This is a genomic window from Marinarcus sediminis (SeqCode), assembly GCF_048571275.1.
Classification (GTDB): domain Bacteria; phylum Campylobacterota; class Campylobacteria; order Campylobacterales; family Arcobacteraceae; genus Marinarcus; species Marinarcus sediminis.
The window spans coordinates 1,182,274-1,208,051 of record NZ_CP182357.1; the positions used below are offsets into that span (position 1 = coordinate 1,182,274).

At 31.3% G+C, this 25,778-nt stretch carries 24 protein-coding genes; 10 read left to right on the forward strand and 14 right to left on the reverse strand.

Annotated elements, in window-relative coordinates; translation table 11 throughout:
- Window positions 1–390: 390 nt before the first annotated feature.
- The 6 genes from ACNI3C_RS05925 to ACNI3C_RS05950 are packed head-to-tail and all read right to left on the reverse strand — an operon-like array spanning window position 391 to window position 8,148.
- Window positions 391–1,539 carry a Wadjet anti-phage system protein JetD domain-containing protein gene (locus ACNI3C_RS05925; RefSeq protein ID WP_419771325.1) on the reverse strand — a complete coding sequence of 383 codons (1,149 nt, stop codon included), beginning with the start codon at window positions 1,537–1,539 and terminating at the stop codon, window positions 391–393.
- Complete coding sequence (locus ACNI3C_RS05930) at window positions 1,517–5,098, reverse strand: SbcC/MukB-like Walker B domain-containing protein (protein ID WP_419771326.1); 3,582 nt, start codon at window positions 5,096–5,098, stop codon at window positions 1,517–1,519. Before ACNI3C_RS05930 ends, ACNI3C_RS05925 begins: the two co-directional genes overlap by 23 nt.
- Window positions 5,088–5,732 carry a DUF4194 domain-containing protein gene (locus ACNI3C_RS05935; RefSeq protein WP_419771327.1) on the reverse strand — a complete coding sequence of 215 codons (645 nt, stop codon included), beginning with the start codon at window positions 5,730–5,732 and terminating at the stop codon, window positions 5,088–5,090. The genes ACNI3C_RS05930 and ACNI3C_RS05935 overlap by 11 nt, the downstream gene beginning before the upstream one ends.
- Window positions 5,732–7,129 carry a Wadjet anti-phage system protein JetA family protein gene (locus tag ACNI3C_RS05940; protein WP_419771328.1) on the reverse strand — a complete coding sequence of 466 codons (1,398 nt, stop codon included), beginning with the start codon at window positions 7,127–7,129 and terminating at the stop codon, window positions 5,732–5,734. The genes ACNI3C_RS05935 and ACNI3C_RS05940 overlap by 1 nt, the downstream gene beginning before the upstream one ends.
- On the reverse strand, window positions 7,130–7,930 hold the full coding sequence (locus ACNI3C_RS05945; protein WP_419771329.1) for a ParB/RepB/Spo0J family partition protein: 801 nt from the start codon (window positions 7,928–7,930) through the stop codon (window positions 7,130–7,132).
- Window positions 7,931–7,938: 8 nt separating this feature from the next.
- Entirely contained in the window at window positions 7,939–8,148 is a 210-nt protein-coding gene (locus ACNI3C_RS05950) for an XRE family transcriptional regulator (RefSeq protein ID WP_419771330.1), read from the reverse strand.
- Between the two features lie 125 nt (window positions 8,149–8,273).
- Here ACNI3C_RS05950 and ACNI3C_RS05955 point away from each other — a divergent pair, with 125 nt between their 5' ends.
- On the forward strand, window positions 8,274–8,381 hold the full coding sequence (locus ACNI3C_RS05955; RefSeq protein WP_419771331.1) for a transposase: 108 nt from the start codon (window positions 8,274–8,276) through the stop codon (window positions 8,379–8,381).
- A 29-nt stretch (window positions 8,382–8,410) separates the two neighbouring features.
- Here the strand turns inward: ACNI3C_RS05955 and ACNI3C_RS05960 are convergent, their stop codons facing one another.
- A complete protein-coding gene (locus tag ACNI3C_RS05960) occupies window positions 8,411–10,060 on the reverse strand; it encodes a hypothetical protein (RefSeq protein WP_419771332.1) in 1,650 nt (549 codons plus the stop codon).
- 13 nt (window positions 10,061–10,073) lie between these two features.
- Window positions 10,074–10,388, reverse strand: coding sequence for a DNA-processing protein DprA (locus ACNI3C_RS05965; protein WP_419771333.1), 315 nt, complete (start codon window positions 10,386–10,388; stop codon window positions 10,074–10,076).
- Between the two features lie 128 nt (window positions 10,389–10,516).
- On the opposite strand from ACNI3C_RS05965, the gene ACNI3C_RS05970 reads away from it, so the two are divergent.
- On the forward strand, window positions 10,517–11,539 hold the full coding sequence (locus ACNI3C_RS05970) for a cytochrome-c peroxidase (protein ID WP_419771334.1): 1,023 nt from the start codon (window positions 10,517–10,519) through the stop codon (window positions 11,537–11,539).
- Between the two features lie 52 nt (window positions 11,540–11,591).
- Here ACNI3C_RS05970 and ACNI3C_RS05975 read toward each other — a convergent pair whose 3' ends face one another.
- Genes ACNI3C_RS05975 through ACNI3C_RS05990 form a run of 4 tightly spaced genes read right to left on the reverse strand, consistent with a single transcriptional unit; the run spans window position 11,592 to window position 16,593 of the window.
- A complete protein-coding gene (locus ACNI3C_RS05975; protein ID WP_419771335.1) occupies window positions 11,592–12,638 on the reverse strand; it encodes a divergent polysaccharide deacetylase family protein in 1,047 nt (348 codons plus the stop codon).
- Window positions 12,639–12,698: 60 nt separating this feature from the next.
- Window positions 12,699–13,721 (reverse strand): ketol-acid reductoisomerase, encoded by a 1,023-nt coding sequence (gene ilvC, locus ACNI3C_RS05980; protein ID WP_419771336.1) that lies wholly within the window; start codon window positions 13,719–13,721, stop codon window positions 12,699–12,701.
- A gap of 48 nt (window positions 13,722–13,769) precedes the next feature.
- A complete protein-coding gene (locus tag ACNI3C_RS05985; RefSeq protein ID WP_419771337.1) occupies window positions 13,770–15,827 on the reverse strand; it encodes a sensor histidine kinase in 2,058 nt (685 codons plus the stop codon).
- Between the two features lie 10 nt (window positions 15,828–15,837).
- A complete protein-coding gene (locus ACNI3C_RS05990) occupies window positions 15,838–16,593 on the reverse strand; it encodes a substrate-binding domain-containing protein (RefSeq protein ID WP_419771338.1) in 756 nt (251 codons plus the stop codon).
- A 98-nt stretch (window positions 16,594–16,691) separates the two neighbouring features.
- Here ACNI3C_RS05990 and ACNI3C_RS05995 point away from each other — a divergent pair, with 98 nt between their 5' ends.
- From ACNI3C_RS05995 to rpsR, 5 genes are all read left to right on the forward strand, one after another.
- Window positions 16,692–18,554, forward strand: a complete 1,863-nt coding sequence (locus tag ACNI3C_RS05995; RefSeq protein ID WP_419771339.1) for an RNB domain-containing ribonuclease — start codon at window positions 16,692–16,694, stop codon at window positions 18,552–18,554.
- Window positions 18,555–18,573: 19 nt separating this feature from the next.
- Window positions 18,574–19,554 carry a DNA polymerase III subunit delta gene (holA, locus tag ACNI3C_RS06000; RefSeq protein WP_419771340.1) on the forward strand — a complete coding sequence of 327 codons (981 nt, stop codon included), beginning with the start codon at window positions 18,574–18,576 and terminating at the stop codon, window positions 19,552–19,554.
- Window positions 19,555–19,621: 67 nt separating this feature from the next.
- Window positions 19,622–19,975 (forward strand): 30S ribosomal protein S6, encoded by a 354-nt coding sequence (rpsF, locus tag ACNI3C_RS06005; RefSeq protein ID WP_419771341.1) that lies wholly within the window; start codon window positions 19,622–19,624, stop codon window positions 19,973–19,975.
- Window positions 19,976–19,999: 24 nt separating this feature from the next.
- Complete coding sequence (gene ssb, locus ACNI3C_RS06010; RefSeq protein ID WP_419771342.1) at window positions 20,000–20,509, forward strand: single-stranded DNA-binding protein; 510 nt, start codon at window positions 20,000–20,002, stop codon at window positions 20,507–20,509.
- A 14-nt stretch (window positions 20,510–20,523) separates the two neighbouring features.
- Complete coding sequence (gene rpsR, locus ACNI3C_RS06015) at window positions 20,524–20,781, forward strand: 30S ribosomal protein S18 (RefSeq protein ID WP_419771343.1); 258 nt, start codon at window positions 20,524–20,526, stop codon at window positions 20,779–20,781.
- 60 nt (window positions 20,782–20,841) lie between these two features.
- On the opposite strand, the gene cysS is transcribed toward rpsR, so the two are convergent.
- On the reverse strand, window positions 20,842–22,248 hold the full coding sequence (gene cysS, locus ACNI3C_RS06020; RefSeq protein ID WP_419771344.1) for a cysteine--tRNA ligase: 1,407 nt from the start codon (window positions 22,246–22,248) through the stop codon (window positions 20,842–20,844).
- Window positions 22,248–23,423 (reverse strand): transcription termination factor NusA, encoded by a 1,176-nt coding sequence (nusA, locus tag ACNI3C_RS06025; protein ID WP_419771345.1) that lies wholly within the window; start codon window positions 23,421–23,423, stop codon window positions 22,248–22,250. Before nusA ends, cysS begins: the two co-directional genes overlap by 1 nt.
- 150 nt (window positions 23,424–23,573) lie before the next feature.
- Here nusA and ACNI3C_RS06030 point away from each other — a divergent pair, with 150 nt between their 5' ends.
- Genes ACNI3C_RS06030 through ACNI3C_RS06040 form a run of 3 tightly spaced genes read left to right on the forward strand, consistent with a single transcriptional unit; the run spans window position 23,574 to window position 25,777 of the window.
- Window positions 23,574–23,816 (forward strand): HP0268 family nuclease, encoded by a 243-nt coding sequence (locus tag ACNI3C_RS06030; protein ID WP_419771346.1) that lies wholly within the window; start codon window positions 23,574–23,576, stop codon window positions 23,814–23,816.
- A gap of 23 nt (window positions 23,817–23,839) precedes the next feature.
- Entirely contained in the window at window positions 23,840–25,162 is a 1,323-nt protein-coding gene (gene miaB / locus ACNI3C_RS06035; RefSeq protein ID WP_419771347.1) for a tRNA (N6-isopentenyl adenosine(37)-C2)-methylthiotransferase MiaB, read from the forward strand.
- Window positions 25,163–25,777, forward strand: coding sequence for a lysophospholipid acyltransferase family protein (locus tag ACNI3C_RS06040; protein WP_419771348.1), 615 nt, complete (start codon window positions 25,163–25,165; stop codon window positions 25,775–25,777).
- Window position 25,778 lies beyond the last annotated feature (1 nt).

Sequence of the window (25,778 nt, forward strand, 5' to 3'; positions counted from 1 at the left end):
TTAATAAATGTAACTAATCGAAACAAAATCACTTACTTTATTAAGAGTTATGTATTGATTTTAATAATAACTTAATAGATTTAGTATAATTCTGTGTAACTTTCTAATAGCACATTAATCGTAACACAATGTGTCAACAATCTTAAATTTTATATATTTTAAGCGGCAACTTTTATATATAAAATTTAAGTAACTTATAATTGGCACTCAATTGTGCCAATTGCCAGAGTAATTATATAACTTTAGTCAGGCTTTGTCAAGTGAATTATGCTAAAAATGTAAAAATTATGTAAATAGGAAAATAATGATTTTCTGGGCTTAGTCTAAAACAAAATTACTTTAGCATTATTTATTGCATATTTGTATCTTTTATTGAAAATGACATTTATTTTATAATTTTAAACCTTCTATATATACATACTCTTGATCCACAAACTCTTCTTTATGTAATGTTGGGATTAATATCTCATCAATATATTTGTCTCCTGTTGGCGAAGGCTCTTGTTGAGACACTTTATCAGAATCAATAGGTCTATGTGAGTCATTTGTTTTAATAGCATATAATAGTTCATCATAGCCAGGTTTCCAAATTTGTAATTCTGAAAAAATATTTTTAATTGTGTTAAATATATTTATACCCGAGTAATCCATATCCCCCCAAAAGTAAACATTAATATTCATTTCGTAATTATTATAAATCCAATCTTTAAATACCTGTCTGCCTTTCTTATCTAATTGACAATTTTCTTCAAAAAAAAGTTTACTTCCATCTGTTTTTCTAAGCCTCTTTGCAGCAGCTTTAAATCCTGATGAATAAATTATAAGATAATCGTTAAATATGGAATTTTTGCTATCAATAATTTCAGTATAAGTGTCTAGGTTTTCAATGAATAAGATATTTTTAAAGTGTTCTCTAAATGATTTAATATGGAGAACAATAGGTGATGGCTTAAGGCAACAGTGCTCTATAATTTCAGTTTTTTTATCAAGAATCTTTGACAATCCCCAAAAGTATTTAGCACTAATATGTCGTACTGACATATTACAATTATCAGAAGTTAGTAAATTTATGAATTTTTGTAAAACCTCTTCTTCTGATTTAGATGGAACTTTTATTCTATTACGGATAATCAACTCTTTTAACTCTGCAGTACAATCTACTTCATTTACAAAGTCTAGCCATGTATCAAGTACAAGAGGTCTATTGTAAAATTGGCGTAATTCTCGTTCATATGCATAGTTAAAAATAAGTTTTGTAGATTCTTTTTCAGAAAATCGTTTAAAACTTTCTTTCTTTCGCTCCTCAATAGAAAAAATCTCTTTTTCTACTAACTTTAATAGTGCATCTTCAAGTTTTTTATCATCATTGAAATTCTTTGGACTATATAATGTTGGTAAATATTGATTATTGATAGGAACCTTTATTTTGTGACTTCTTAAATTAGAAGATTGTTGATCTAGTTTATCTAAAATCAAATGAAATATTTTTTTTATATCTTTAATCTGCAATTCATACTCAATTGATATTAAGCAATTCATATTCTTTTCTCCCTTCAATCTCGGCCAAATTAAATAATGAGGGTAATTCAGATTGAATTAATCTATTTATAGCTTCTGCATTGTTATTAGTATATTTACTCCATGTTTCATAATTCAATTCTCCATTATGCTTATTTTTTGGAGGCAATTTTGCTATATTATAGTTTGAACAATCCATTTTTAATAATTCATTTGCACCTTTAGTAGGTAATGCCATAATAACTTGAAATCCTAGTGTTTGATTGAGATAGTTGATTATCTCTTTTGCTCTGTCATCGTTTGTTTTTACAAAGCTTTCATCAATTAAAATTGTTTCAAGAGTTGATTTCTTAGCAATCATTGGATTAAGTGCAGAATGAAGATTAATTGAACGAATTATATAATAGGATGTTTCTCCTTGTCCTCCTGAGTTTTTTCCACTTTTACTTAAACTAACTTCTCTCATTCCATCTTTTTGGATAATATCATACTTAGCATAATTTCTATAATCTGAAATTCTTAGAAGTTCATTTTTATTTTTTCCAATAGTAAGAAATTTTTCCAGAAGCCTTTCTTTTGTTAAAGCTAGTTCTTTTCCATTAGCAATCGCAAAAAGATCTTTATTCTCTGCAATTGCTTGAAATAAATTTCTATACTCTTCATATTCAGGATCCGCATCTTTTGTAACAAGAATAAATTGGTCATCTTCAAATTTATGTCTAGATAACATTGTAGAGAACTGGTCTATTTCTTGTCTTGATGTTTTTATATTACGATACATAGTTACGCAAAAACCATCAATGAATACTTCTTTAACTTTTTTTTCTCCATCTTCAATTTCTTTTTTAAATTTCATTTGGAGGGTATTTTCTAGCCTAGTAAATTCATTTTTTATTTTTATATTTTCAGCAAACAAACTTACAAAACCATCAAAAGAAAAGTTATACACAAGTATCTCAGGGTTTTCAATATAGTATATTTCTTTTTGCTCAAAAATCTTACTTTTGTTATAATTGTTAATTAATTTATTCCAATCGTCTAATATGATATCTTTTACATGTTTAGGTTCTTGTGTAATATTTTCTGTAGAGACAATTTTTTCAATATCATAAGATGAATGCATTAAATTAGTTATCTTGATTAGATTCTCTTTGTTAGAATTTAACGTTTCCGTAACTCTTTTTAAATCATTTTCAATATTTTCAAGTTCCTGATTTCTTCCTTTCTTAAGTATATTTAGGTTTTTTAAATCCACTTTATTATCAATAATACTCTCTTCAATACCTTTGATTTGACTTTCTAGTTCCAGAATACTGTTATTTAATTCTTTGAAATCAACAGTATTAAGAGATTGTATAATTTTTATATTGTTTTTATATCCAGTGTAGTTTTCTGCAAAGTTATTTATTAAGTTAGAAGCATTGATGTGAATATTAGGAAAGTCACTTAAAAGTATTTTATTAATAATTCTACTCATAGGTAATTTTTCTCTTACTGCTATCAATCGGTTTTTTTCTATTAATAAATCATTTTTAAAGCCATCAAGCATTGACTGTAAAGCACTTTCTCCAAAGAAAAGTTCTCTTGCTTTGCAATAAAACATTAGCCCACCATTTACTGCCTTGTGGTCTTTTGTTATCCCTCTTTCGGCACTTTTTAATTGCAATTCATTCTCATAGCAAAGTACATTTCTATAGTTTTTTATAAGGTATGCTTTTGTAATTTCATTATCAATAATAAGTTTATTAACTATAGAGTTTTCTTTAATTGAAGACTTGCCTATAATTGTTACATCATTAAGCATTTTCTCTGATTGTATTATCTTTAAATAATTTAACTTGTTTGCTTTGACGATATTAATTGCTACAACTTCATGTCCTACTGGAACTATAATTGCAAATCTATTGTTCTTTAAAAAACCTTCTATTGATTCTGCCCAGTTTTTTTCATCATCTTTGAAATCTACATGTTGATATACCATTGATACTGTGATAGTTGGTAATGATGATTGAAGTATCTCAAATTGTTCCATTACCTCTGTAGGACAAAAGATTTTATGATTCTCAATTTTTTGAATCTTACTTGTTAATTCAGATATATGCTTGATTATATCTTTCTCTTTGGTTTCAAGCTCTTTAATATTGTGTGATGAACTATTTTGTTTTTTTCTATAATCTTCACTCTGAATAAAAGATTTAAACAAGGGTTCAATAGTATTTAATTGCAGTAATGGGTTAAGAAAGGACTTCTCAAAGCCTTCACTATTAATTGTATCAGAAACTGAATATTGATAAGGGAGTAATTCATTGATGTTCATTTTTGAAAAGGTTTCCAAGTGATTCGATATCTCTTGTAACTCAAGGGAGTCATTTATTTCAAAGTCTTCATCTAATAGTGTTTTTATACTACTCCAAAAGTTTGTGGTCATCTTATGTGATAATTGTCTTAATTCTTTTTTTATCTCACCAATAGTTTCAACTTGAAGTTTAATTTCGTCTTCTATTAATTCAATTTTCTGATATGATTCATTATGATCTCTTTTTGAAAGAAGTGGATTGAGTTGCTTTGTTACTTTTTCTTTTTTTTTAATATCTGATTCGATATTTTTTTCTAACTGTTCAATTTTTTTATCATTTTGCTCAAACTTCTTAAGTAGAGATTCTTTTAAATCATTTTTGATTTCCAAATGGTGTAACGCGAAAAGATAATGATCAGTAGCATTGCTTTCCCAAAGTGAAAGAATATTATCTATATTGGTGGAAAACTGTTTTAACTCTTTGTTTCCATCTTCAATAATCTTAGATTCTTCTTTTAATTCCTTTAGTGTAATAAGTGCATCAGATAGTCTAGAAACTTCTTCGTCCATTTTTTTCTCTTCTAAAAACTCTACTCTAATAAAAGTATTTAAATCACTTACCGGTCTGGCATATATAAAGTTTGCAAGTGCTTTTGCAGCTTTTTTAGCCTTGTCAATGCCTGTTCTATTTATTCCCCAAAGATTACCATATAAAAGTGTTAAATAATCTTCTTTTCTTTGAGTGAAAATAATATCTTCTCTAACGATAGATGAATTACGTTCAAAATTAGTATATAGATCGTTTCCGAATAAAACGATATTACCATCTAAAAGATCTTCTTTTTGTATCTCATAATTCTTAATAATAAAGAAGTTTATTCCATCGAGAACTGCTTTTCTTGATTTACTTTGTTCTTCCAACGAACACTTTATATTCACTACGGCGCTAAAGATACATGGTATTTCTTGCTTGGTAGATACGAATGTCAAAACAATTGTGCCAACAGCACCATTAGGTCTAGAGTATAATTCTCTATCTTCCCCTAGTACATATCCTTCAAGTTTTCTATACTCTTTATGCTTACTTTTTCTTTCACTCTCATCTTGACCTGCATTATAATTAACAATATTATTGTGTGCAGCAGTTAGTCCAGTTTGTATAGCATCTAAAAAGGTACTTTTTCCTACACCAGTTTGCCCTGTCAAAAAAACAAGATCGTCTAATTTATACTCTATGTTTTCCAAATTAGCCCAATTAATAGTTATAAATTTTTTAATCTTCATTGTTAATCCTATCTTCCATATATGGGTCAATCATATTATCTCTTACTAAATCTCGAATATATTTCCTTATAATCAAAACATTATCACTACTTTCAAATACATTTTCTGAAAAATCAACAGCACGGAGTCTTTTTAATGTAGTTAATGCATTTTTTCTTTCAGTTTTATTTTCAGTGGGTATATAACCTAAGCTAGAACTCAATGCTATAGAAAATTCTTCGAATTCTACTTCTACTGAATAATCATCTAGTATTGCATTCGACCTTAACTTTTGGTCATAAATTATTGCAAGTGCAATCAAATAAGCACTTTCTTCATTATTTAATTTTTGCGAAAAGCTATTACTAACCTCAACCCCATTAACTTCATCAGGTGTTTTGGATGCAGGAGCAAAAATCCTTACATTTTGCTGGTCTGAATTATGGTACACTTGAACTCTCATTATGGCAAAAAAATCTTCTATATGGTTTTCAAAATCTACAAAGTAATCATATAATTCTGTTTCTCTAGTTGTATCTTCTCTAATAATGACACCTCTTTCTAATAAATAGTTTACTACATCAGAAAAAATCTCTATATCATGACCTTTAGGATTATTTTTTAATTCATCATCAAACTTATTATATATATTCATTATTTTTTCCTTGTAATTTGAAATCCCTCTGTTTTATAGTAAAAATGGTCATCATACGTATTAGTTTTTTTAATTTCATATAGCTCATCATTCTTTGTGATATAATCAATTGAAAAAAGAGAGAGTAATATGTCTTTTGATTTTTCAATAGGAAATTCTTTACTGAAAAGAACATTGCCATGGCTAAATAAAGATTCGATATATTGCTCTTGTTCATATTGTGTATAACTGAACGCTTCTATCTTTTTCTTGTGGTATATACTATTAATTAATACGTCCAATGATATTTTACTTTCTTCTCCAATAACACAAACATCTTTATCTTTTGCAGCTTTGTTTTTAATCTTTACACCATTGGTATCATATATTTTTAATTTAGGGGAAGAGATATTTTGTGCAAAGCTATTAAGAAGTTTAAACTTTGTTTCATTATCTGCATTTTTTATCTTTGTTGCAAAACTATATAACTTTTTATTGTTATTGAGCAATAATGCAGAGGTCTGTTTAAATATTTTGCCACCACTACTGATATAACTTTGGACTTCTTTTTTTAAGGAAGGTAATTTCATTTCACAAGCGTTTAAAATACGGTCATTAATACTATGTAAAATTTTTTCTAATGACTCATGCCTACTATAAAATGATATATACATTCCTTTATTTAAAGAAGATACTCTTTTTACTCTTTCTTCATTATTTTCTGATAAAATTTCGTAAACAATTTCTTTAATATCATGTTGATATCTTTCTACAGAATCCTCTCCAAAACGATTTGCAATATCATTTTTAAATCTATTGCTTAAAAAGTCAAGAAAGTTTTCTCCGGCATCTTCAATACTCTCTCTTGCTTTTTGCATCAGTAGATTTTTTAATTCTTTTATATCATGGATGGCATCTGTTAAATCCGAGATAACTTCTTTAGAAGTATTAAACGCATCAAGTAAGTGCTGAGGGTCATTTTCTGTTTTATATGCTTCTAAAGAAAACTTGGTTTGCCTCACATTACGTTGCTTTGATAAATCAATATCATTATCTTGCAATGAAAATATTAATTGTGCGAATTTCTTACCATATTTAGTAAAGGAAAAAAACTTAGTATGTTTAAATTGATTAGTTGGAAAATCAATCCATCCACATAATTTAAGTTTTGCAATAATATGATTTGCTTTAATATGGTCTTTTTGTATTTTGTCATTAGTTTCTTCGTCGTGCCAATCCAAACCACCAATAGCAGACAAAATAGTTCGCTTTACATCATCACGACTCATATCATCAAAAAATGTTGTATTATTGCCGTAGTTTGCATCATAAAGAGCAACCAAGGAACGCTCAATCAATTCAGCATTCTTTCCTGTTAAAGCATTAAAAAATGAGTCATTAAACGATGTGGCATACATCTAGTTGTCCTCTTTAGTTTTTTCAAGCAGATCAACTAACTGTTTTAATAACTTTTGACCTTCGTCGTCAAGTTTTTTAGGATCAATATGCAAATGAGTTTGTTTAGATGTTATTTCGATTTTCCCCCATGTTCCTTTAAAAATATTTCTTTTATTAAGTTTAATTTCAGGTTTTGGTAACCGGTTACCATTATCTTTAATTAAGCTTAAAGCATCTTTTCTTGATAACCTGTTTTCAATTATTGTTTTAAGTAAAAGATCACTATTTTTTGCTTTGACAAGCTTTTCAAGCACCAATATATTTGAGTAATTGTGTTGCCTTGCAATGCTTTTAGTGTTATAGTCTAATTCAGATATCTTAATAATTTTACTGACATTTTCTCTTGATAGTCCAAGTGACTCACCAATTTCTTTATGTGTTTTTGCAAATCCATTATCTATTAGTGTTTTAAAAGAGTCTGATTTATCAATAATATTTAACTCTTCTCTTTGTAAGTTTTCAATTAAAGCTAAAAATAAATTCTCACTATCTGTTGTATCATCTTTTACAATGGCAGGAATTATTGAATATCTACCTTGATTAATATTATCACGTAGATATTGATATGCCAAAAGTCTTCTTTGTCCTGCAATAACTCTAAAAGGTAGATGTTTTGAAGATAAAACAATCGGTTGAAGTAATCCAAATTGTCTAATTGAGTTAGCTAAATCAATTATTGACTCTTGAGTATATGTTTTACGCGGTTGATTATTATGATTTAATATTTTATCAATATTATATTCAATTATTTTTACTTTCATTATAAAATCTACCTTTTCAATGCTTTTATAACTATGTCTTTTTCTTTATTGTTAATATATAACTCCAACCAACTCACTATCCAATGTGGAACTTTCCTACCTTGTCTCTCTGTAGCCCAACCTTTTAACGTATTGGGATTAACCTTTGTATATTTTATAAATTCTTCTTTAGACAAACTTGCTTCTTTTAGTTTTTCTAAAAATAAATCAAAGTTCATTTATATTCCTCTTAAATATCTATGATGTAGTTTACTTTTTGTTATATTAAAATTATATTATAATGATGTAAATTGATTATATATATACGTATATTAATATAATATCAATAGTAAAATAAGTAATGATGAATGATTTAAAAGCTTTTGAAGTGTTTAAAAATGTTAGATGGAGTTCAAATGGTAAACTAGTTTGTCCTTATTGTGGTTCACATAAAAAACGTTTACAAATTTAACATTTGCATTTTTAGTGAGAATTACTATACTATTTAATTTTTGTATATCTTTTAATGCCTAATTCTAGGTTTTTACGCCACAATTTAATTTTTTCTTCACTCATATCAATTCCATCATGCTTTGTCATAAAAAATTTACTAGCTCCAATGGCTTTTACATCTTCTAACATTTGCTTATTGGTCTGATTTTTTAATATATTTATATTAAGCATAGTTTGAACTTGTGATTCACTAAATATTTCAGTAGATATAAAATACCAAGTATTCTTTTTCCAATAAATGTTATGCTCTACTTCAATAAAGTTTATAATTATATTCTTATAATTAAAATAGCCATATATCAAACGTCTAGCAACTTCTTTTTTAAAGTCTATAAAAAACTTATTAATATTTGATTCCTCAAAATTATCTAAATCAATAATCTCACTAATAGAAAATTCTTCAATCTTATTATTATCAATAAATGACTCAAACAATTCAAAAAAGTTTTCTATTTTAAAAGAGTTTTTTGTAATATCGTCATCAAGTAACTTTTGTTTAACTCTATTATTTCCGCTACCTTCACCTGGTCTATCAAGAGATTCATCTACTTCTTCATCAGTAACCTCATATGTTGTTCTTATATTATTTTGAATAATCTCATTTTTTTGAATGTTAATTTCTGAAAAGTCATATATATTTTCAACTTTAAATGATTCTTTGGATGTGGTATGTTTATCTGATGGTTTCTTTTCAGTAATTTTACCAGTAATGTGGGAATCTTTTTTTGGTATTTTTTTAGGTTCATCAGGATCAATTTTTTTAGTTTCTTCTGTTGTATTCTCTTTATAAACCTCGTGTTTTAAATTTTTAAAGTTATATGGTATTGTATCTCCATAAATATGAGTAATTAATATAACATCTCTTTCATCAAAGGTTTCAAAATTATCTTTTGAATAAACATTTCCAAGATGGATTATTTTGCATTGAATAATAAAATCTTCATGATCTTCAAAAGGAAAGCCCATATGAATTGGAATATAAAGGTTATCTATATGTTTATACTTTTCCTTGTAATGCGTTGTTTGTTTATAAAAAAACATAAAATTTTTTTTCGATATCTCATTTGTAATCATTCTTGCAATTAAAGGTACTTGCTCATCTTTTAAAGTTTTTTTAGTTTTAATATACAATGTATCGCCTATAAATTTGAAACCACTTTCTTCATAATATAATGTTGAGAATGATCCATTAGATAAAGCATTTTTTATACTTGATGACACAAAGTAATATCTATTTGCAACAACATAATTGGGTATCATATAAATATATCTTTTAGTTTCATAGAAGTAGCATTTTTGATTATAAAAAGCATCGCCTTCTTCGATTCCTATGTCATTAGGAAAACGAATATATTTTTTTATTTGAAAAGAATTTTTACTTGTAACTTTCTTTTTTGGAACAAATAACTTTTCGATTTTCATTCTATTCTCATGTTCTAAAGCATAGTTAGAATATACATTACCTAAAATATATTTACCTCTTAATTCTTCTGGTAATAGTAGTTCTTCATATTTTTCTAAACTATCAATATCTTGAAAAATCACTTTATATCTATGAGGGTATTGGCAATTAATCTCATTAACTGCGATTAGTTTAAATTTGTTATTTGGATAATCTTCAAAACATTTTATTTTCATCAATATTCTCCAGTTAAGTTTTTTGTTGTTGAGTTAAGTTTTTTGTTGTATATGACATGACCATAATGGTGTTGTTTGCACCTGCTGCTTGATGTGCAATGGCATCCACGCCAAGTGCTCCCCCACTTACAATGCAAAAACCTGCAGAGGACAATTTGTTTGCGATGGTATGGGTGAAAATTTTTGTACTGGGAAAAGGATGTCTGGTGCCCACAATGGAGACTTTGGGTTTTTCTAAAAGTTGCGTATTTCCAATATAAAAGAGTTTTTCGGGATATTTTTGCATCACATCAAGTGCATTTACATGAAAATCTAAACTCTGAATCATTGTCATCCTTTGGTAACAATTATAACACAGAAGTAAAAAATTATCAAAAAAAATATATTACAGGAAAATAATTATTCTTTAATAAAAATTATCCTATAATTCTTTTACTTCAATTTAAAGGAGAAGAAATGAAAATTGAAAGAATATTAGGAATGTTTGCAATAGTAGTCTCTATTGCAATGGGGAGTTCATTGGTTGAAAAAGTTAAAGGAAGTGGTTTAAAAGCGATTCCTTCAAGTAATTATGAGTTGTTGCAACTCATTGATGATCCCAAAGATCCTATCACAGATGCAAAAGTGGAATTGGGTAAAAAGTTATATTTTGATCCAAGATTGTCTCGAAGCAATTTAATCAGCTGTAATACCTGCCATAATCTTGCTTTGGGTGGGGTAGATGGTGTGAGTGCTGCTGTTGGGCATAAGTGGACTGCCAATCCACATCATTTGAATTCACCTACAGTGTATAACTCGGTGTTTTTTGATGCTCAATTTTGGGATGGAAGAAGTGCTCATTTAGCTGATCAAGCTCAAGGTCCAGTACAAGCTGGTCCTGAAATGGCTTCACCAAAAGCATTGGTTGAAAAACGAATTAACTCAATACCCGAATATGTCAATGAGTTTAAAGTGGCATATGGAGATCATGTAAAAGTTGATTTTGAACGAATAACATCAACCATCGCATTGTTTGAAAAAACATTGGTGACCCCTTCTCGATTTGATTTGTTTTTAAATGGGAATGAAAATGCCTTAAGCAAAGAGGAGAAAAAAGGGTTGAATACCTTTATAGACAAAGGGTGTGCTTCTTGTCACAATGGGATTGCTTTAGGAGGAACACTGCAACCTTTTGAAGTAGCGGCCAAATATAAATTTTCTGAAATTGGTGATTTTAAAGGCAATAAAGATGGTATGGTTAAAACACCAACATTAAGAAACATAACACAAACCGCACCATATTTTCATAATGGAGCCATTTGGAGTTTACCTGATGCCATTAAAGAGATGGGTTCAGTTCAATTAGGAATTAAAATCAGCGACAATGAAGCAAAAGAAATTTTGACTTTTTTCAAAGCATTAGAGGGCAAAAAACCTGTTATTGTTTATCCTGAACTTCCTAAGAGCAGTGAAACGACACCTAAACCAACGTTTAATTAAGAGTAACGTTTTTTATAGGTGGTGTGCCAATCATTTTATGGTTGGCACTTTTTTATTGAACGGGTAACTCATTGATATAGACAATATTTAAGTCTTTGAGCAGTGGTTTGGACTCTTTTAATACTTTTATTGTCATGTTATGTGGATGGCCAATGGCAATGGCATAACCGCTTTTTTTAGCACTTTCAATCGCTTTTTTCAATTGCTTTTGTATGTAGTCATACTCAAGATTATTGTCCAAAAAGATATTTCTTGCCAAATAAGGCACACCATATTTTTGTGCATATTTTTTTGCCACTGTTTGTGCCGTGGTTCTGCTGTCTACAAATGAAAAGTTATATTTTTTCAAGGCTCTAAAAAGTTTATCCATTGAGGCATCATCTGCTGTGAATTTACTTCCTGTATGGTTATTGGTAAAGTGTGCATTCGGATAGAGTTCATGAATTTTTTTGACTCTGTTTTCAATCTTTTCATAGCTGTCACCTATATGCAACGTGTTTGCTTCTTCATACTTAAATGAATTCGCTTGCATAGGGAAATGAATCATATGAAAGGGGATATTCTGTGCAATTTTTGCAGAGTTTTTATGATGAGGTGTGGGAGGCATAAAAGACATATTAATTTTGTAATCAATGGTATTTAAGTTGTTGACTTGAGACTGCATAGTAACATCATCAATGATAATGGCGAGTTTTGGTCTTTTATCTTGTGGTGTTTCACCCACTACTACAGGTTTTTTTTCTGCAGGAGTGACCTCTGTTGCAGGTTCGTGTGTGTACTCTTTTTCCAGCTCTTCTGTGTACTCTTCAAAAGCTTTTTCTAAAGGGGTGAGATTCTCTTCTTTATCGATGGTTGGCATATAGGTTGTGAGTTTTTCATCTTTAAAAATATCAAATGTTTTATCCTGTTCTTTGACTTGTTTTTGACTCTTTTTAGCAGGTGCTTTGACCTCTTTGGTATCTAAAAAGTAATAGCCCACAATAGTTGAAGTAAGGGTTATAATCAGTATCAATAAAATATAGTTGATTAATTTCAGTCTGTTATAGTTGTTATTATTTTTTTTAGGTTTTCGTGTTGTTTTTGGTCTTTTTTTAGTCATTCAGTGTAAAGGATTAAAAAACAGGGGAGCCCTGTTCTTTACCTTTTAATCCTTTAGAAATTAGTTTTTGTCTTTATTTACGATTTTGTTAGATGAAATCCAAGGCATCATTTCTCTTAATTGATTTCCTGTTTGCTCAATCAATGAAGCTCTAGCGTTTGCTCTTTCAGCGTTCATTCTTGGGTATCCAGCTTGACCTTCTAAGATGAAATCTTTTGCAAATCTACCATCTTGAATCTCTTTTAAAATCTCTTTCATTGCTGCTTTTGATTCTGCATTGATAACTCTTTTACCTGATACATAATCTCCATACTCAGCTGTGTTAGAAATAGAGTATCTCATGTCAGCAATTCCACCTTCAAACATTAAATCTACGATTAATTTTAATTCGTGTAGACACTCAAAGTATGCCATTTCAGGGGCATATCCCGCTTCTGTTAATGTTTCAAATCCCGCTTGAACTAAAGATACAGCTCCACCGCAAAGTACTGCTTGCTCACCGAAAAGATCTGTTTCAGTTTCATCTTTGAACGTTGTTTCAATAATGGCAGTTCTTCCACCACCAATAGCTGAAGCATAAGATAAAGCTAACTCTTTAGTATTTCCAGAGGCATCTTGGTGAACGGCGATTAAGTCAGGAATCCCTCCACCTTTAACAAATTCACTTCTTACTGTATGACCTGGAGCTTTAGGAGCAACCATCATAACGTTGATGTTTTTTGCAGGAATAATTCTTCCGTAGTGAATGTTAAATCCGTGTCCAAATGCGATAGTTGCACCATCTTTTAAGTTTGCAGCAATTTCATTTGCATAGATTTCACCTTGATTTTCATCTGGCAGTAAAATCATAACGATGTCTGCTACTTTTGATGCTTCTGCTACAGTTAATACTTTAAAGCCTTTCGCTTCAGCTTTTGCCCAAGATGAACCACCTTTTCTTAAACCAACAACAACTTCTACTCCTGAATCTCTTAAGTTTTCAGCATGTGCATGTCCTTGTGATCCAAATCCGATCATTGCAACTTTTTTTGATTTGATTAAATCAATATTACAATCTTTGTCATAGTAAACGTTTAACGCCATTATTAATTCCTCTAAATATAATTTTGTGTGGATTATATCTAAAAAAAACTAAATCTTAGGTAATTGTATTTTAAAACAAGCACCTTTGAATTTTTTATTTTTGAGTTCAAATTCCTCATTAGAAGCCCTAATAAAGCCTTTCAAATGTTTCTCAATAATATCTTTGCTGATATATAATCCAATTCCAGTACCTTGACTTTGGTGTTTGGTGGTAAAATAAGGATCAAATATTTTGTCCATGAGTTCCTCTTTGATTCCGCCTGCATTATCACAAATTTCTATAACATTATCTGTTTGTGTTGAGTAAGCTTTAATTTTAAGGTATTTTTTCTCAATTTTATTTTCACAGAGCGCATCTTTTGCATTGGTTAAAATATTGAGAAAAACTTGAGACAGTTCATTGGGAAGGCCAAAAGAGAGTAACGGACTCTCTTCATACTCTTGGAAAATTTCAATGTGTTGATTTTTATAAGAAGCATCTGTAATGTGAATGGCTTTTTGCATTATCTCTAAAATATCAATTTGAACTAAGGTTTTGTTTTGTGTAAAGAAATTTCTAAAATCTTCAATGGTATGACTTAAAAAGTCCACATATTTTATAATATCAATATAGGATTTATCAATGTCTTCATTGCTGGCAAGATTGAGTTTTCTTTGCAGTTGCATACTTGAAACCGTTGAAGAGATGGCACTTAAGGGTTGTCTCCATTGGTGGGCAATATTTCCAATCATCTCCCCCATTGAAGCAAAACGTGATTGTTGAATAAGTTGTTTATCTCGTTGTCTGTTTATTTCAACCTCTTTTTTTATTTTTTGTTCAAGGTTTTCATTTAATTTTATTAACTCATTGGTTTTTTCATGCACCATATTTTCTAAGTTATCATTTAACAGTGTCAATTTTGTTTGTGCATAGATTAAATCCGTAATATCATTTAGGGAAACCACCACAATAAAAGTATCTGAATCAATATAGTTTTTCTTTGCTGTAATGGTAAAATAGTGCAGTTCATCTTTATGGTACATCGCAACTTTGTGAATTTTATCTGTTTCTCCAATAATATAGTCATACCATCTTTTTTCATCGCCATAATCCATATCGGTGATATATTCATCATCATTTAAATCGACAAAAAAATTACAGATGCAGGCATGTTCTTTATTAAAATCTTCAAAGTTGTTATAGCCATCAAAGAACTCAATGAGGGCTTCATTTGAGTCAATCATCTTCTCTCCATCACTGACTACAACGATATTGAGTTGGGCATCTAAAATTCCTCGAATAAATTTTTCTTGACGTTTTAAGTCATCCATACTGTTTGCTAGGTCATTGTTTAAATTGGCAAGTTTTTTATTGTTTCTGTGAATTTGTTGGGTGATGATATAACCAAAAAAACTCACCAAGATAACAATAAGTGCAACCGTAAAGATTTCAAGATTGACGTAATGATCTTTTTGTTTTTGAATGGTTTTTTCCAAGTTGTACAAGTCGATTTCGCCTTCAAACAGGAGTCGATTTGCATTCTCCCCCATTCGTGTGAAATAAGATGGCATGGTTTTATAAAATCGTTTGATTTTTGTAGCGTATTGAAAATATTGCTCTTTATCCTCTTGAGCGGCATCGCGTTGTTCTATGAGGGTAACTATTTGCTGGGTCATTTCAGTTAATTCATTGAGCTTTGGAACAATATCAATCGCTTCAAGTGAGACGTTTTCTTTACTGTTGCTATACTGAACAGTTTTTATCGTGTTCAAATGACCCTCTATATTCAGTCGAATATAGTGCTGATATGTTCCGCCCTTGTTCAGAACAGTTAAAATATCTTTAATGGTGGTAATTCTTTGATTGATTTTCGCAGTAATGAATTCACGACCTTTTTTATTGGTTGTAATGGTTGCCAATTCATAAAAATCGGCTCTGATTTCATAAAGATCAGTAACGATATACTCACCCAGTTGGATTTTTGCTTTTAAATTGAGTGTTTTTTTATCCAATTTCTCAATTAAATTCATGAAAAACAGATGAATAGTTATCAAAGAGATGATGCCCAGAAAAAAAACAAGAATGAGTAAAATGAGTTTTTTGAGTGTAATTGGAATGGTATTCATATGATCACTTTTATAAAAAACCATATTTTTTCATAATGGCTTTCCCCTCTTGTGACGCTGCAAATTGCATAAAATCTTTTGCAATATCTTTGTGTTGTGAAAAACTTAACAGATTAATGACCAAATTTTTTTTAGGAGCCAAACTTTCATTCAAATCAATCGTATCAATGTAATTCGCATTTTCACTCCAAGAAGCTGATGCTCTCCAATTGATGGAAACATCAATTTTTTTTTCAATAAAAGCTTTGTTGATATTTCTGGAATCTGTACCTATTTGTGAAGCATTGTCGTAGACTTTAAAGAAAAAATCTTCTCCTTTATATTTTGTTAAAATAAGTTTTGTCACTCTTCCAATGCTTCCACTGTTTGGGTCACAAAGCATGACAGAATTGTTTTTATTGGTTAAGTCATCAAGCGATTTAATCTGTTTAGGATTGCCTTTTTGAACAAAAATAACGGCTTGGTTATAGCCAATGTATTGGGCATCTAAAAGAAAGCCATCTTTTAAATTGTTTTTTCTATAAGAGTCGCTTCCCGGAAGATATAAATCCCCTTTTTGACTGTATTTCAGTGAGTCATACAAATCTTCAGAACCACCTTGTGAAATTTGAATGATACAATTGTGTTTTTTTTCTATGATTTTTGCCATCTCTTTAATGGGTTTAACCATCGTTATTCCACAATAAAAGAGCAAAGTGGGTTTTTCTTGGGCGAAAGAAGTTAATGCATATAAAAGAGTCAGTAGGGTGAATAAGATTTTCTTCATGTTAATTACACCTCTTAAATGAGTTTATGATAAGATAAGTAAAATCAAATTTATTATAATATAAAGTAATTAAGAAATATATTTTTAAAGGAACTTATTTGGAAAAAGAGATTTTTCTAAGACTTTATGAAGGTGTGACAACCACCCATGAAGATGAAATTAAATATTTAAATAATCTTGTAGATGCGGGCATTTTAAAAATTGTAGAGAATCAATATTTTTTGGATACCAAATATAAAATTGGTATCATAGAACTTCAAAGAAAATTTGCCATTTTAAAAGATTTGTCCAATGAACATCGAAACATTAAATTGGAGTTTGAAAATTTAGGTGGGGCACTGGATGGTGACTTGGTGATTGTGAAACGTTCATTTAATCCCAGAAGTCAAAGCAAATCAAAAGTGATTAAAATCATCAATTCAAAAAACAACGCCGTTTTGGTTTTTGTTAAAGATAAAAAACTTTATACGGTTAAAGAGTCTATTTTATTAAAAAATGAAGAGTTTAAAGATCTTCAAGAGGGCGATGTTCTGATTTTCAATAACAAAGAGAGCGAAATTATTGAGAATATTGGAAATTTGAATGATGCCAGTGTAGATGAAAAAATTTCACTTTTTTTATATGCAGAGAGTTATCGTTTAACCAATAAAATCGATGTTGATCCTAATGAGTTTGATCTGGAAAATTTTGGTTCACGCGTTGATTTAACGCAACTTCCTTTTTGTACGATTGATCCAGCTACGGCCAAAGATCATGATGATGCCATCTATTATGATGCCAAAGCTTCTGTTCTTTATGTGGCCATTGCTGATGTCTCATATTTTGTTGAAGAGAATTCACCTTTGGATCAATTGGCATTTCAAAAATCGACTTCCATTTATCTTCCCCACAAAGTTTTGCCGATGTTGCCAGCAAGTTTGAGTGAAGAGTTGTGTTCACTCAAAGAAGATGTCAACCGATTTGCTTATGTTTTTAAAATTTACTTGGACAAAAACAATCACAGCGTAGTAAAATCTGAATACTTTGAAGCGGTGATTAAATCGCATAAAAAGTTTTCGTATGGAAGAATCGACAGAGTCTTAGAGGGGCATTTAGACCAATATTCACAAACAGAAAAAGAGATATTTGATTATATTTTGCCTCTGTACGAAGTGACCAAAGCCATAAGGCAAGAGCGACTTAAAACAGGATATGATTTCAGAACCTTAGAGTACCGACAACGTTTGAACAACAACTATGAAGTAGAATCTATCAGCACAGAAGAGTCAACGGCTTCACACCAGTTAGTTGAAGAGTGTATGCTCTTAGCCAATATTGAAGCGAGTAAAAAAGTCAATACAGTGGGCATTTACAGAGTCCATGAAGAGCCTTCATTTGAAGCCATATCAAAACTGGTGGATTTGGTCAATACTTTGGGAATCAGTGTTAAAATGCAAGCGAATGTACATGAAACCATTTTGGCCATTCAAAAAAAGGCACGAAGTTCATATTATGCCGATGAAATTGATGAGTTAATCATTCAATCACAAGTGCAAGCGCACTACAGTTCGACCAATTTAGGGCATTTTGGTTTAGGGTTTAAGTCCTATTCTCACTTTACTTCACCCATCCGTCGATACTCCGATTTGGTCTTACATCGAATGTTAAAAACCAAAGAAACACCTGAAAATATTGATGATGTGTGTGCGCATATTTCCAACCAACAACGAAAAGTTGACCAATTGGTGTGGGACTTTGAAGACAGAAAATATGCTCGATGGGCAAGCAAACATATCGGGGAAGAGTTTAAAGCCAGAATAGTAGATGCAGAAAAAGGAATTGCAAAATTTTATAAAGAGATGCCAGGCTTGAGAGTTTTTTTAGATAACTTCAAAGCTCAATTGTTGTTTACTAAACTCAAAGTGGTCATCAAAGAGGTCGATATTGTTTCAAAAACAATCATTGCCAGTATTAAATATTAAGTGTGGGAAAATATAACGAATGTACAAAAATGAATTTGATAATTTACTCAGACAAAATAAAACGTTCAGTGCCTATATGTTTTATGGACAATCTCATTTTTTAGTGGAACACTATGCGTTAACGGTGGCTGAAAAATTGGTTCCATCAGAAGATATTGAAAAAATCTATTACGATGAGTATGATTTTAAATATTGCAAAAATAAATTGTTGCAATCTTCCTTGTTTGCTTCTCGAAATGTTTTGATTATAAAAGTGGAGAAAAAACTGCCTAAAGCTGAGGTGGTTGAACTCATTCAAGCGTGTAACACCAATCCAGACAGTACCGTAATTTTTGCATGTTTGGGTGACGCTGATTTTAAAACGATGGAGAGCAATTTCAGCGCAAAAACCAATTCCGTGTGTGTGCGTATGTTTGCCCCTTTTGACAGTGAAGCCATGAGAATCATTGAAGATGAAGCCAAAAAGATAGGCTTAAAATATGAAGTTTCCGCGTTGAGCCATCTTTATTTTATGCACAGAAATGATTTGTCTTTAACCATAAATGATTTAAAAAAACTCGCCATATCCGATGAAGTTGTCTGTGCCAAAGTGGTTGAACAACAGTGTTTTGGTTTTGGCGCCGTTTCATTGGAAGATTTCTTACACAATTTGGTTTCGGGACAAAAAATTGAGAGAGATTTGTATGCAATTTTAGAAGAGGGGATGAATGAAATTTATCTCTTAACTCAAATTACCGCTTTTGTGCAACAACTTTTTATGATAAGTGCGTATGCCAGAACGGTAGGCATTCCTAATGCAAAAGAGATTTTAGGGTTTGTGCCCCCTAAAAATGTGTGGGAAAAGAAGAGTAAATTGGCCATTTCAATTAAACCTCAAAAGTTCCAAGAGATGTTGGAATTCTTGAATAATTTGGAATTAGAGCTTAAAACGGTTAAAATTAATGACCAAAATATATATATTCAAGCTTGTCTTAGAAAATTTTCAGTTTTATTTAGATAAAATCACAGACTTTACAAAAACCTTGCTGATATTTTTTAAATACCGGCGAAAACTACAAGGAGAATGAATGTCAAAAGTTAAACATTATGAAACAATGTTTATTTTAAAGCCGACTCTTACAGAAGAAGAGACAGCTGCACAAATAGATTTAGTGAAAGCTAACATCGAGAAAAATGGTGGAGAAGTGGTATCTTGTGATAACATGGGTACGAAACAATTAGCGTATGAAATTGAAAAAAATAAAAGAGGTTACTACTACGTAATCTATTTTAGAGCTCCAACAAATTCTATTTTAGAACTTGAAAGAAATTATAGAATCAACGAAAACTTGATGAGATTTATCTTCATTAAGTATGAAAGTAAAAAAGAGATCGCTGCATGGACTAAAATGAGCGATGAGGCTGCAAAAAAAGCAAACTAATTTTTAAAAAAGTAGGGACCTGTCATGTATAACAAAGTAGTAATGCTAGGAAATTTAACTCGAGATATTGAACTAAGATATTTGCCAACTGGTGCAGCAATTTCAAAATCAGCAATTGCGTCATCGTACAAATACAAAACTTCAACTGGTGAACAAAAAGAGGAAGTGTGTTTTTTAGATTTTAATATTTTTGGGAGAAGTGCCGAAGTTGCTAACCAATATTTACGAAAAGGTTCTAAAGTTTTATTAGAAGGGCGACTTGTATTAGAGCAATGGACTGCACAAGATGGTTCTAGCAGAAGTAAACACTCATTAAGAGTAGATACCATGAAAATGCTAGACTCAAAATCAGAGGGGCAAAACACTTCATCTGATTACCAACCAAACAGTCAAGATTATGGACAACATAATGCAACTCAATACAATCAACCTGCTGCAAAGCAACCGACTAATAACTATGCAAATGGTGGTATGAATGTTCAAGAACACAGAATACCTGAAATTGATATTGACGAAGACGAAATACCGTTTTAGAAAAAGGAAATACAATGGCTGAGAGAAGAAAATACGGAAAAAAATTTTGTAAATATACTGAGATGAAAGTAGATTTCATTGATTATAAACATGTTGACATTTTAAAATTGTCTATGAGTGAAAGAGGTAAAATCATGCCTAGAAGACTTACAGGGAATTCTAAAAGATCTCAAGAGATGGTAGAGACTGCTATTAAAAGAGCAAGACATATGGCATTGGTACCATATATTGTTAACACTAAAAACGTTACAGACGCGGCATTCGTAAGATAATCGTAACTGTTGATATAAAAAAGGGGAGAAGCTTGGCTTCTCCCCTTTTTTTATGGATGTTTAGTTGGATTTTTCCCAAACAGTTCCATTGGGTGTATCCATTAAAGAAATACCCATTTGTAAAATTACATCTCGCACGTTATCTGCGGTGGCAAAATCTTTTTGTTTTTTTGCATTGTTTCTGGTTTGAATTAAATTTTCAATGGTTTTAATTTCATCATCAGAAATACCAAATTGAAAATAGGTGTAAGCGTCTTGTAGACCAATGCCTAAAATGTCGTTGATACATGCAATATTGGCAACAAGCTCTTTTTTGAGATTTTTATTTTTGGGTTCTTTATCTAAAATATCATTGGCATTTGAAATCATTTCATCAACGATTGAGATGGCTTTTGCCGAGTTTAAATCGTCATTTAAAGCCTCAATGACTCTACTTTGGAAGTTTTTATTGACACTGCTACCTTCGATACCATAAACTCTTTTTTTAACTCTGTAAAGTTTGTCGAGTCGTTTTTTACTGGCAATTAAATCCTCTTCATTGAAGTTAAAATCGGTTCGGTAGTGCGCGGTTAAGAGATAAAATCGTACCACTTCACCTGAATAGGATGTTAAAATATCTTTTAAGAAAAATGAGTTGCCCAAGGATTTGCTCATTTTTTCTCCATCAATGGTGACAAAACCATTGTGTATCCAATATTTTGCCAGATTTTTTCCTGTGGCACATCGTGTTTGTGCTGCTTCATTTTCATGATGAGGGAAGAGTAAATCAGCACCACCTCCGTGAATATCAATTTGATAAGGGGTATCACAAGAGGCCAAGTGTTCATTAATCATGGCACTGCATTCAATATGCCAACCAGGACGTCCCTTCCCAAATGGAGCATCAAAAGAGAGTTCTTCCCCTTTTTTAATTTTCCAAAGAGCAAAATCTTTTTGATTTTTTTTGTTGCTGTTCTCTTCTACTCGTGCTTGTGTTTTTTCCTCATCAAAACGGTGACTCAATGAGCCATAAGCACTGTCTTTAGAGGTGTCAAAATAGACGCCATCTTCAAGAATATACGCGTTGTTATCACTTAAAAGTTTTGAAATCATGGTTTTCATGCTCTCAATATTTTCAGTGGCTTTGGGTTCTATGGTATTGGGTAATACATTTAAGGCATTCATATCCTCTTTGTATTTATGGATGTATAACGTGGTGATTTCTTCTAAAGTTTGATGCGTTGTGGCCATTTTATTGATGATTTTATCATCAATATCGGTAAAGTTTTTTGTCATAATGACGTTGTAGCCATTGGCTTTTAAGACTCGATGCAGCAAGTCAAAAGCAATCGCAGACCGAGCGTGTCCCAGATGAGAATCATCGTAGACAGTGGGTCCGCAAACATATATTTTGACTTCGTTTTCTTTTAATGGTACAAATTTTTCTTTTGTTTTTTTTACTGAATCATAAAAAAATATATCGTTCATTATTTAAATAGTGCCTCTAATGTGGTTGTGCCATTTCTCTCTTCGTGTGGTTTTGCTGCTTCATTTTCACTTGAACTTAAGCTGTTTCCACCAATTTCTACCAATTCAATTGTACATTTAGTCAGCATGGATGCCAAACGAATGTTCAGACCCGCTTTTCCAATGGCTTTTGATTTTTGGTCACTTGGAATGGTCACAATGGCTTTGTCTTTTTCATCGTATTTTGTTGCTTTTTCAATGACCACACTGCTGATAATGGCAGGCGATAGCGCTCTTGAAACAAACACTTCAGGAATTGAAGAGTATTCAACACAGTCAATACTTTCTCCGTGCAATTGCGCACTCACGGCTGAAATTCTCACCCCTTTAACACCCACAACGGAACCGATTGGGTCAATTGAAGAGTCAATGGATGTTAAGGCGATTTTTGCACGACTCCCTGGTATTCTGGCACTGGCTTCAATGCTCACTCTTTCATCTTTAAGTTCTGGAACTTCAAGGGCTAAAAGGGCTTCAAGGAACCGTGGAGATGTTCGTGAGAGTTCAATGACTAAACCGTTTGTTTTGTCAATATTGACCGATTTAACAACCGCTTTTAAGTTACCACCCACTTTAAATGACTCCCCTTTGATTCTGTTTTTTCGTGGGAGCATTCCTCTGACTTCACCAATTTCAACAAAAGTATTTTCAGCTCTGTCAATGCTGGTGACGCTTCCATTGATGACTTTTCCAATTTTGTCTTGGTATTTACTTAAGAGTGTTTGTTCGATGTATCGTTGTATTTTATATTCAAAATTACTGTTTAATATGGTGGCTGCATTTCTTCCCATATTTTCAAACTCTAATTCATATTCCATGAAGTCACCGACTTCTAAATCGGGGTCAATTTCTTGAGCTTCGTCTATGGTGATAAAATTTTCTTTGTTGATAGGATGATTGTATGCATCAAATTCTTCACCCATGAGTCTTTCATCATCATTTTTAACGACTTCAATTTTTTGAAACAGTTTTAATTGTTTATGAACTCTGTCGATTTCAGCATCGAAAGTCAATGTTTCATCCACCATTTTTTTGGCAGTAATAATCAAAGCTTCCTTTAAAGCCTCTTCTATTTCCCCAATTTTTAATCCCTTCTCATATGCTATTGAATCTAAAATATCAATAATTTTATCCATGTATTAACCCTTATTTTTGACATTGAAATGATAAAAAATGATTTCCAATGTGATTGTAGATTAATATTATATCTAAAACTACTTTTATACAAATTAAAGACGTTTTTAGGTAAAATATTTGACTTATCTAAAAATAAAAGGGTTAATACAATGGACGTATTATTAGCGAGAAAAGAATTAAATGAAAAACCAAAAAAAGTTCAACTTTCTAAATTAATAGAAGAATTAAAAGAGGCCGGAGAAAGAATATTTTACTTTGACAAGGACAACTCTCATAAAGATATGATGGCTTTAGTTGATACGATTGAAGCAGAAGGGTACAATGTATACTTCAGAGAAGTCAGATATGGTTTAGCTGATGATGAATATATGTATGAGGTTCATGCGCTTTAAGAAGAGCCTGATAAAAGAAATTGATGCAAAAAACTAAAGAAGAATCTAAAAAATTATTCATTCAGACACTGGGGTGTCAAATGAATGATACCGACTCAGCACATATTATCGCTGAGTTGGGAGAACACAACAACTACACCACTACAGATACCATGGAAGACGCCGATTTAATTATTATTAACACCTGTTCTGTTCGTGAAAAACCCGTTCAAAAGCTTTTTTCAGAGATTGGACAATTCAATTCAAAGAAAAAAGAGGGGGCTAAAATTGGGGTGTGTGGTTGTACTGCCAGTCACCTTGGAAAAGATATCATAAAAAGAGCCCCGTATGTGGATTTTGTATTGGGTGCTCGAAATATTTCAAAAATTTCAAAAATTATTGATCAAAAAGGTGCTGTGGAAATTGATATTGAACACGATGATAGCACCTATGAATTTGCACGAAGTGAAACTTCCTTGTATAAAACATCGGTGAATATCTCAATTGGGTGTGATAAAGAGTGTACGTATTGTATTGTTCCCGCAACCCGAGGGGATGAGATCTCTATTCCTCCTGAAATGATCATAGAACAAATTAAAAAAGATGTGTTAAAAGGGGCCATTGAAGTCACGCTTTTAGGACAAAATGTCAACTCTTACGGACGAAAATTTTCAGATGGACGAGGGAAAACTACGTTTACTCAACTCTTACACGATATTTCAAAAATAGAGGGCATTGAACGAATTCGTTTTACCTCTCCTCACCCATTACACATGGACGATGAGTTTATTGAAGAGTTTGCACGAAACCCAAAAATTTCAAAATGTATTCATATGCCACTGCAGAGTGGTTCAACAAAAATTTTAAAAGCAATGAAACGGGGATACAGCAAAGAGTGGTTTTTAAACCGAGCGGCTAAAATAAGGGAGTTGGTACCAGAAGTGAGAATTACGACCGATATTATTGTGGCATTTCCTGGGGAGACTCAAGAAGATTTTGACGATACCATAGATGTGATTAATCAAGTCAAATTTGACCAAATTTTTAATTTTAAATACTCTCCACGACCTAATACAGCAGCCTTAGAGTTAAAAGATCAAGAGATTCCCGATGAAATTGGAAGTGCAAGACTTATTCAAGTGATTGATTTACATAAAGAGCACCAAAGTGAGCATATGCGCTCAAACATTGGAAAAACAGTTAAAGTGCTTTTTGAAAGCCTTAAACCCAATGGTGAAGTGTCTGGTTTTACGGACAATTGGTGTCAAGTCTATGTCAAAGGAAGTGATGAATTGTTGGGTAAAATTGCCGAAGTTAAAATCACATCATCAACACGAACAACACTCAAGGGTGAATTGGTCAATTAAATGAAGCATTTTTTGAAATCAAGAGTCATTCCTTATTTATTGAATTTATTGGTTCGTTTTATTTACTTAACCAATAAAAAAGTCTATCACCATCCTAAAAAGTTAGAGGATACGGTTTATATCGTTGCTTTTTGGCATGGGGAGCTTTTAATGCAAGCTTTTAATTATCATAAGTTAAAACCCAACTCTAAAGTCAGTGCCATCATCAGTGAACACAAAGATGGGGAAGCCATTACTAAAACTGTTGAGTTTTTGGGGATTGATTCCATACGTGGATCGAGTTCTAAAGGGGGAACAAAAGTTTTAATTAAAGCCATCTCTGAACTTAAAGAGGGAAATGATATTGCTATTACTCCAGATGGGCCAAGAGGTCCCAGACACTCTGTTGCAAATGGCATTGTAGCAATCTCTCAGAAAACTAATGCTAAGATATTGGCATTAAATTGTCAACCCACAAAATATTGGGCCTTTAACTCATGGGATAAGTTTATTTTGCCAAAACCATTTGGACGAATAGACTTTTTTATCAGTGAACCTTTTAGTGTTGAGGGTTTGGAAACAGAAGAAGCAAAAAATTTAATCAAAGAGAAGTTGCAAGAAAACGCAATGAAATAAT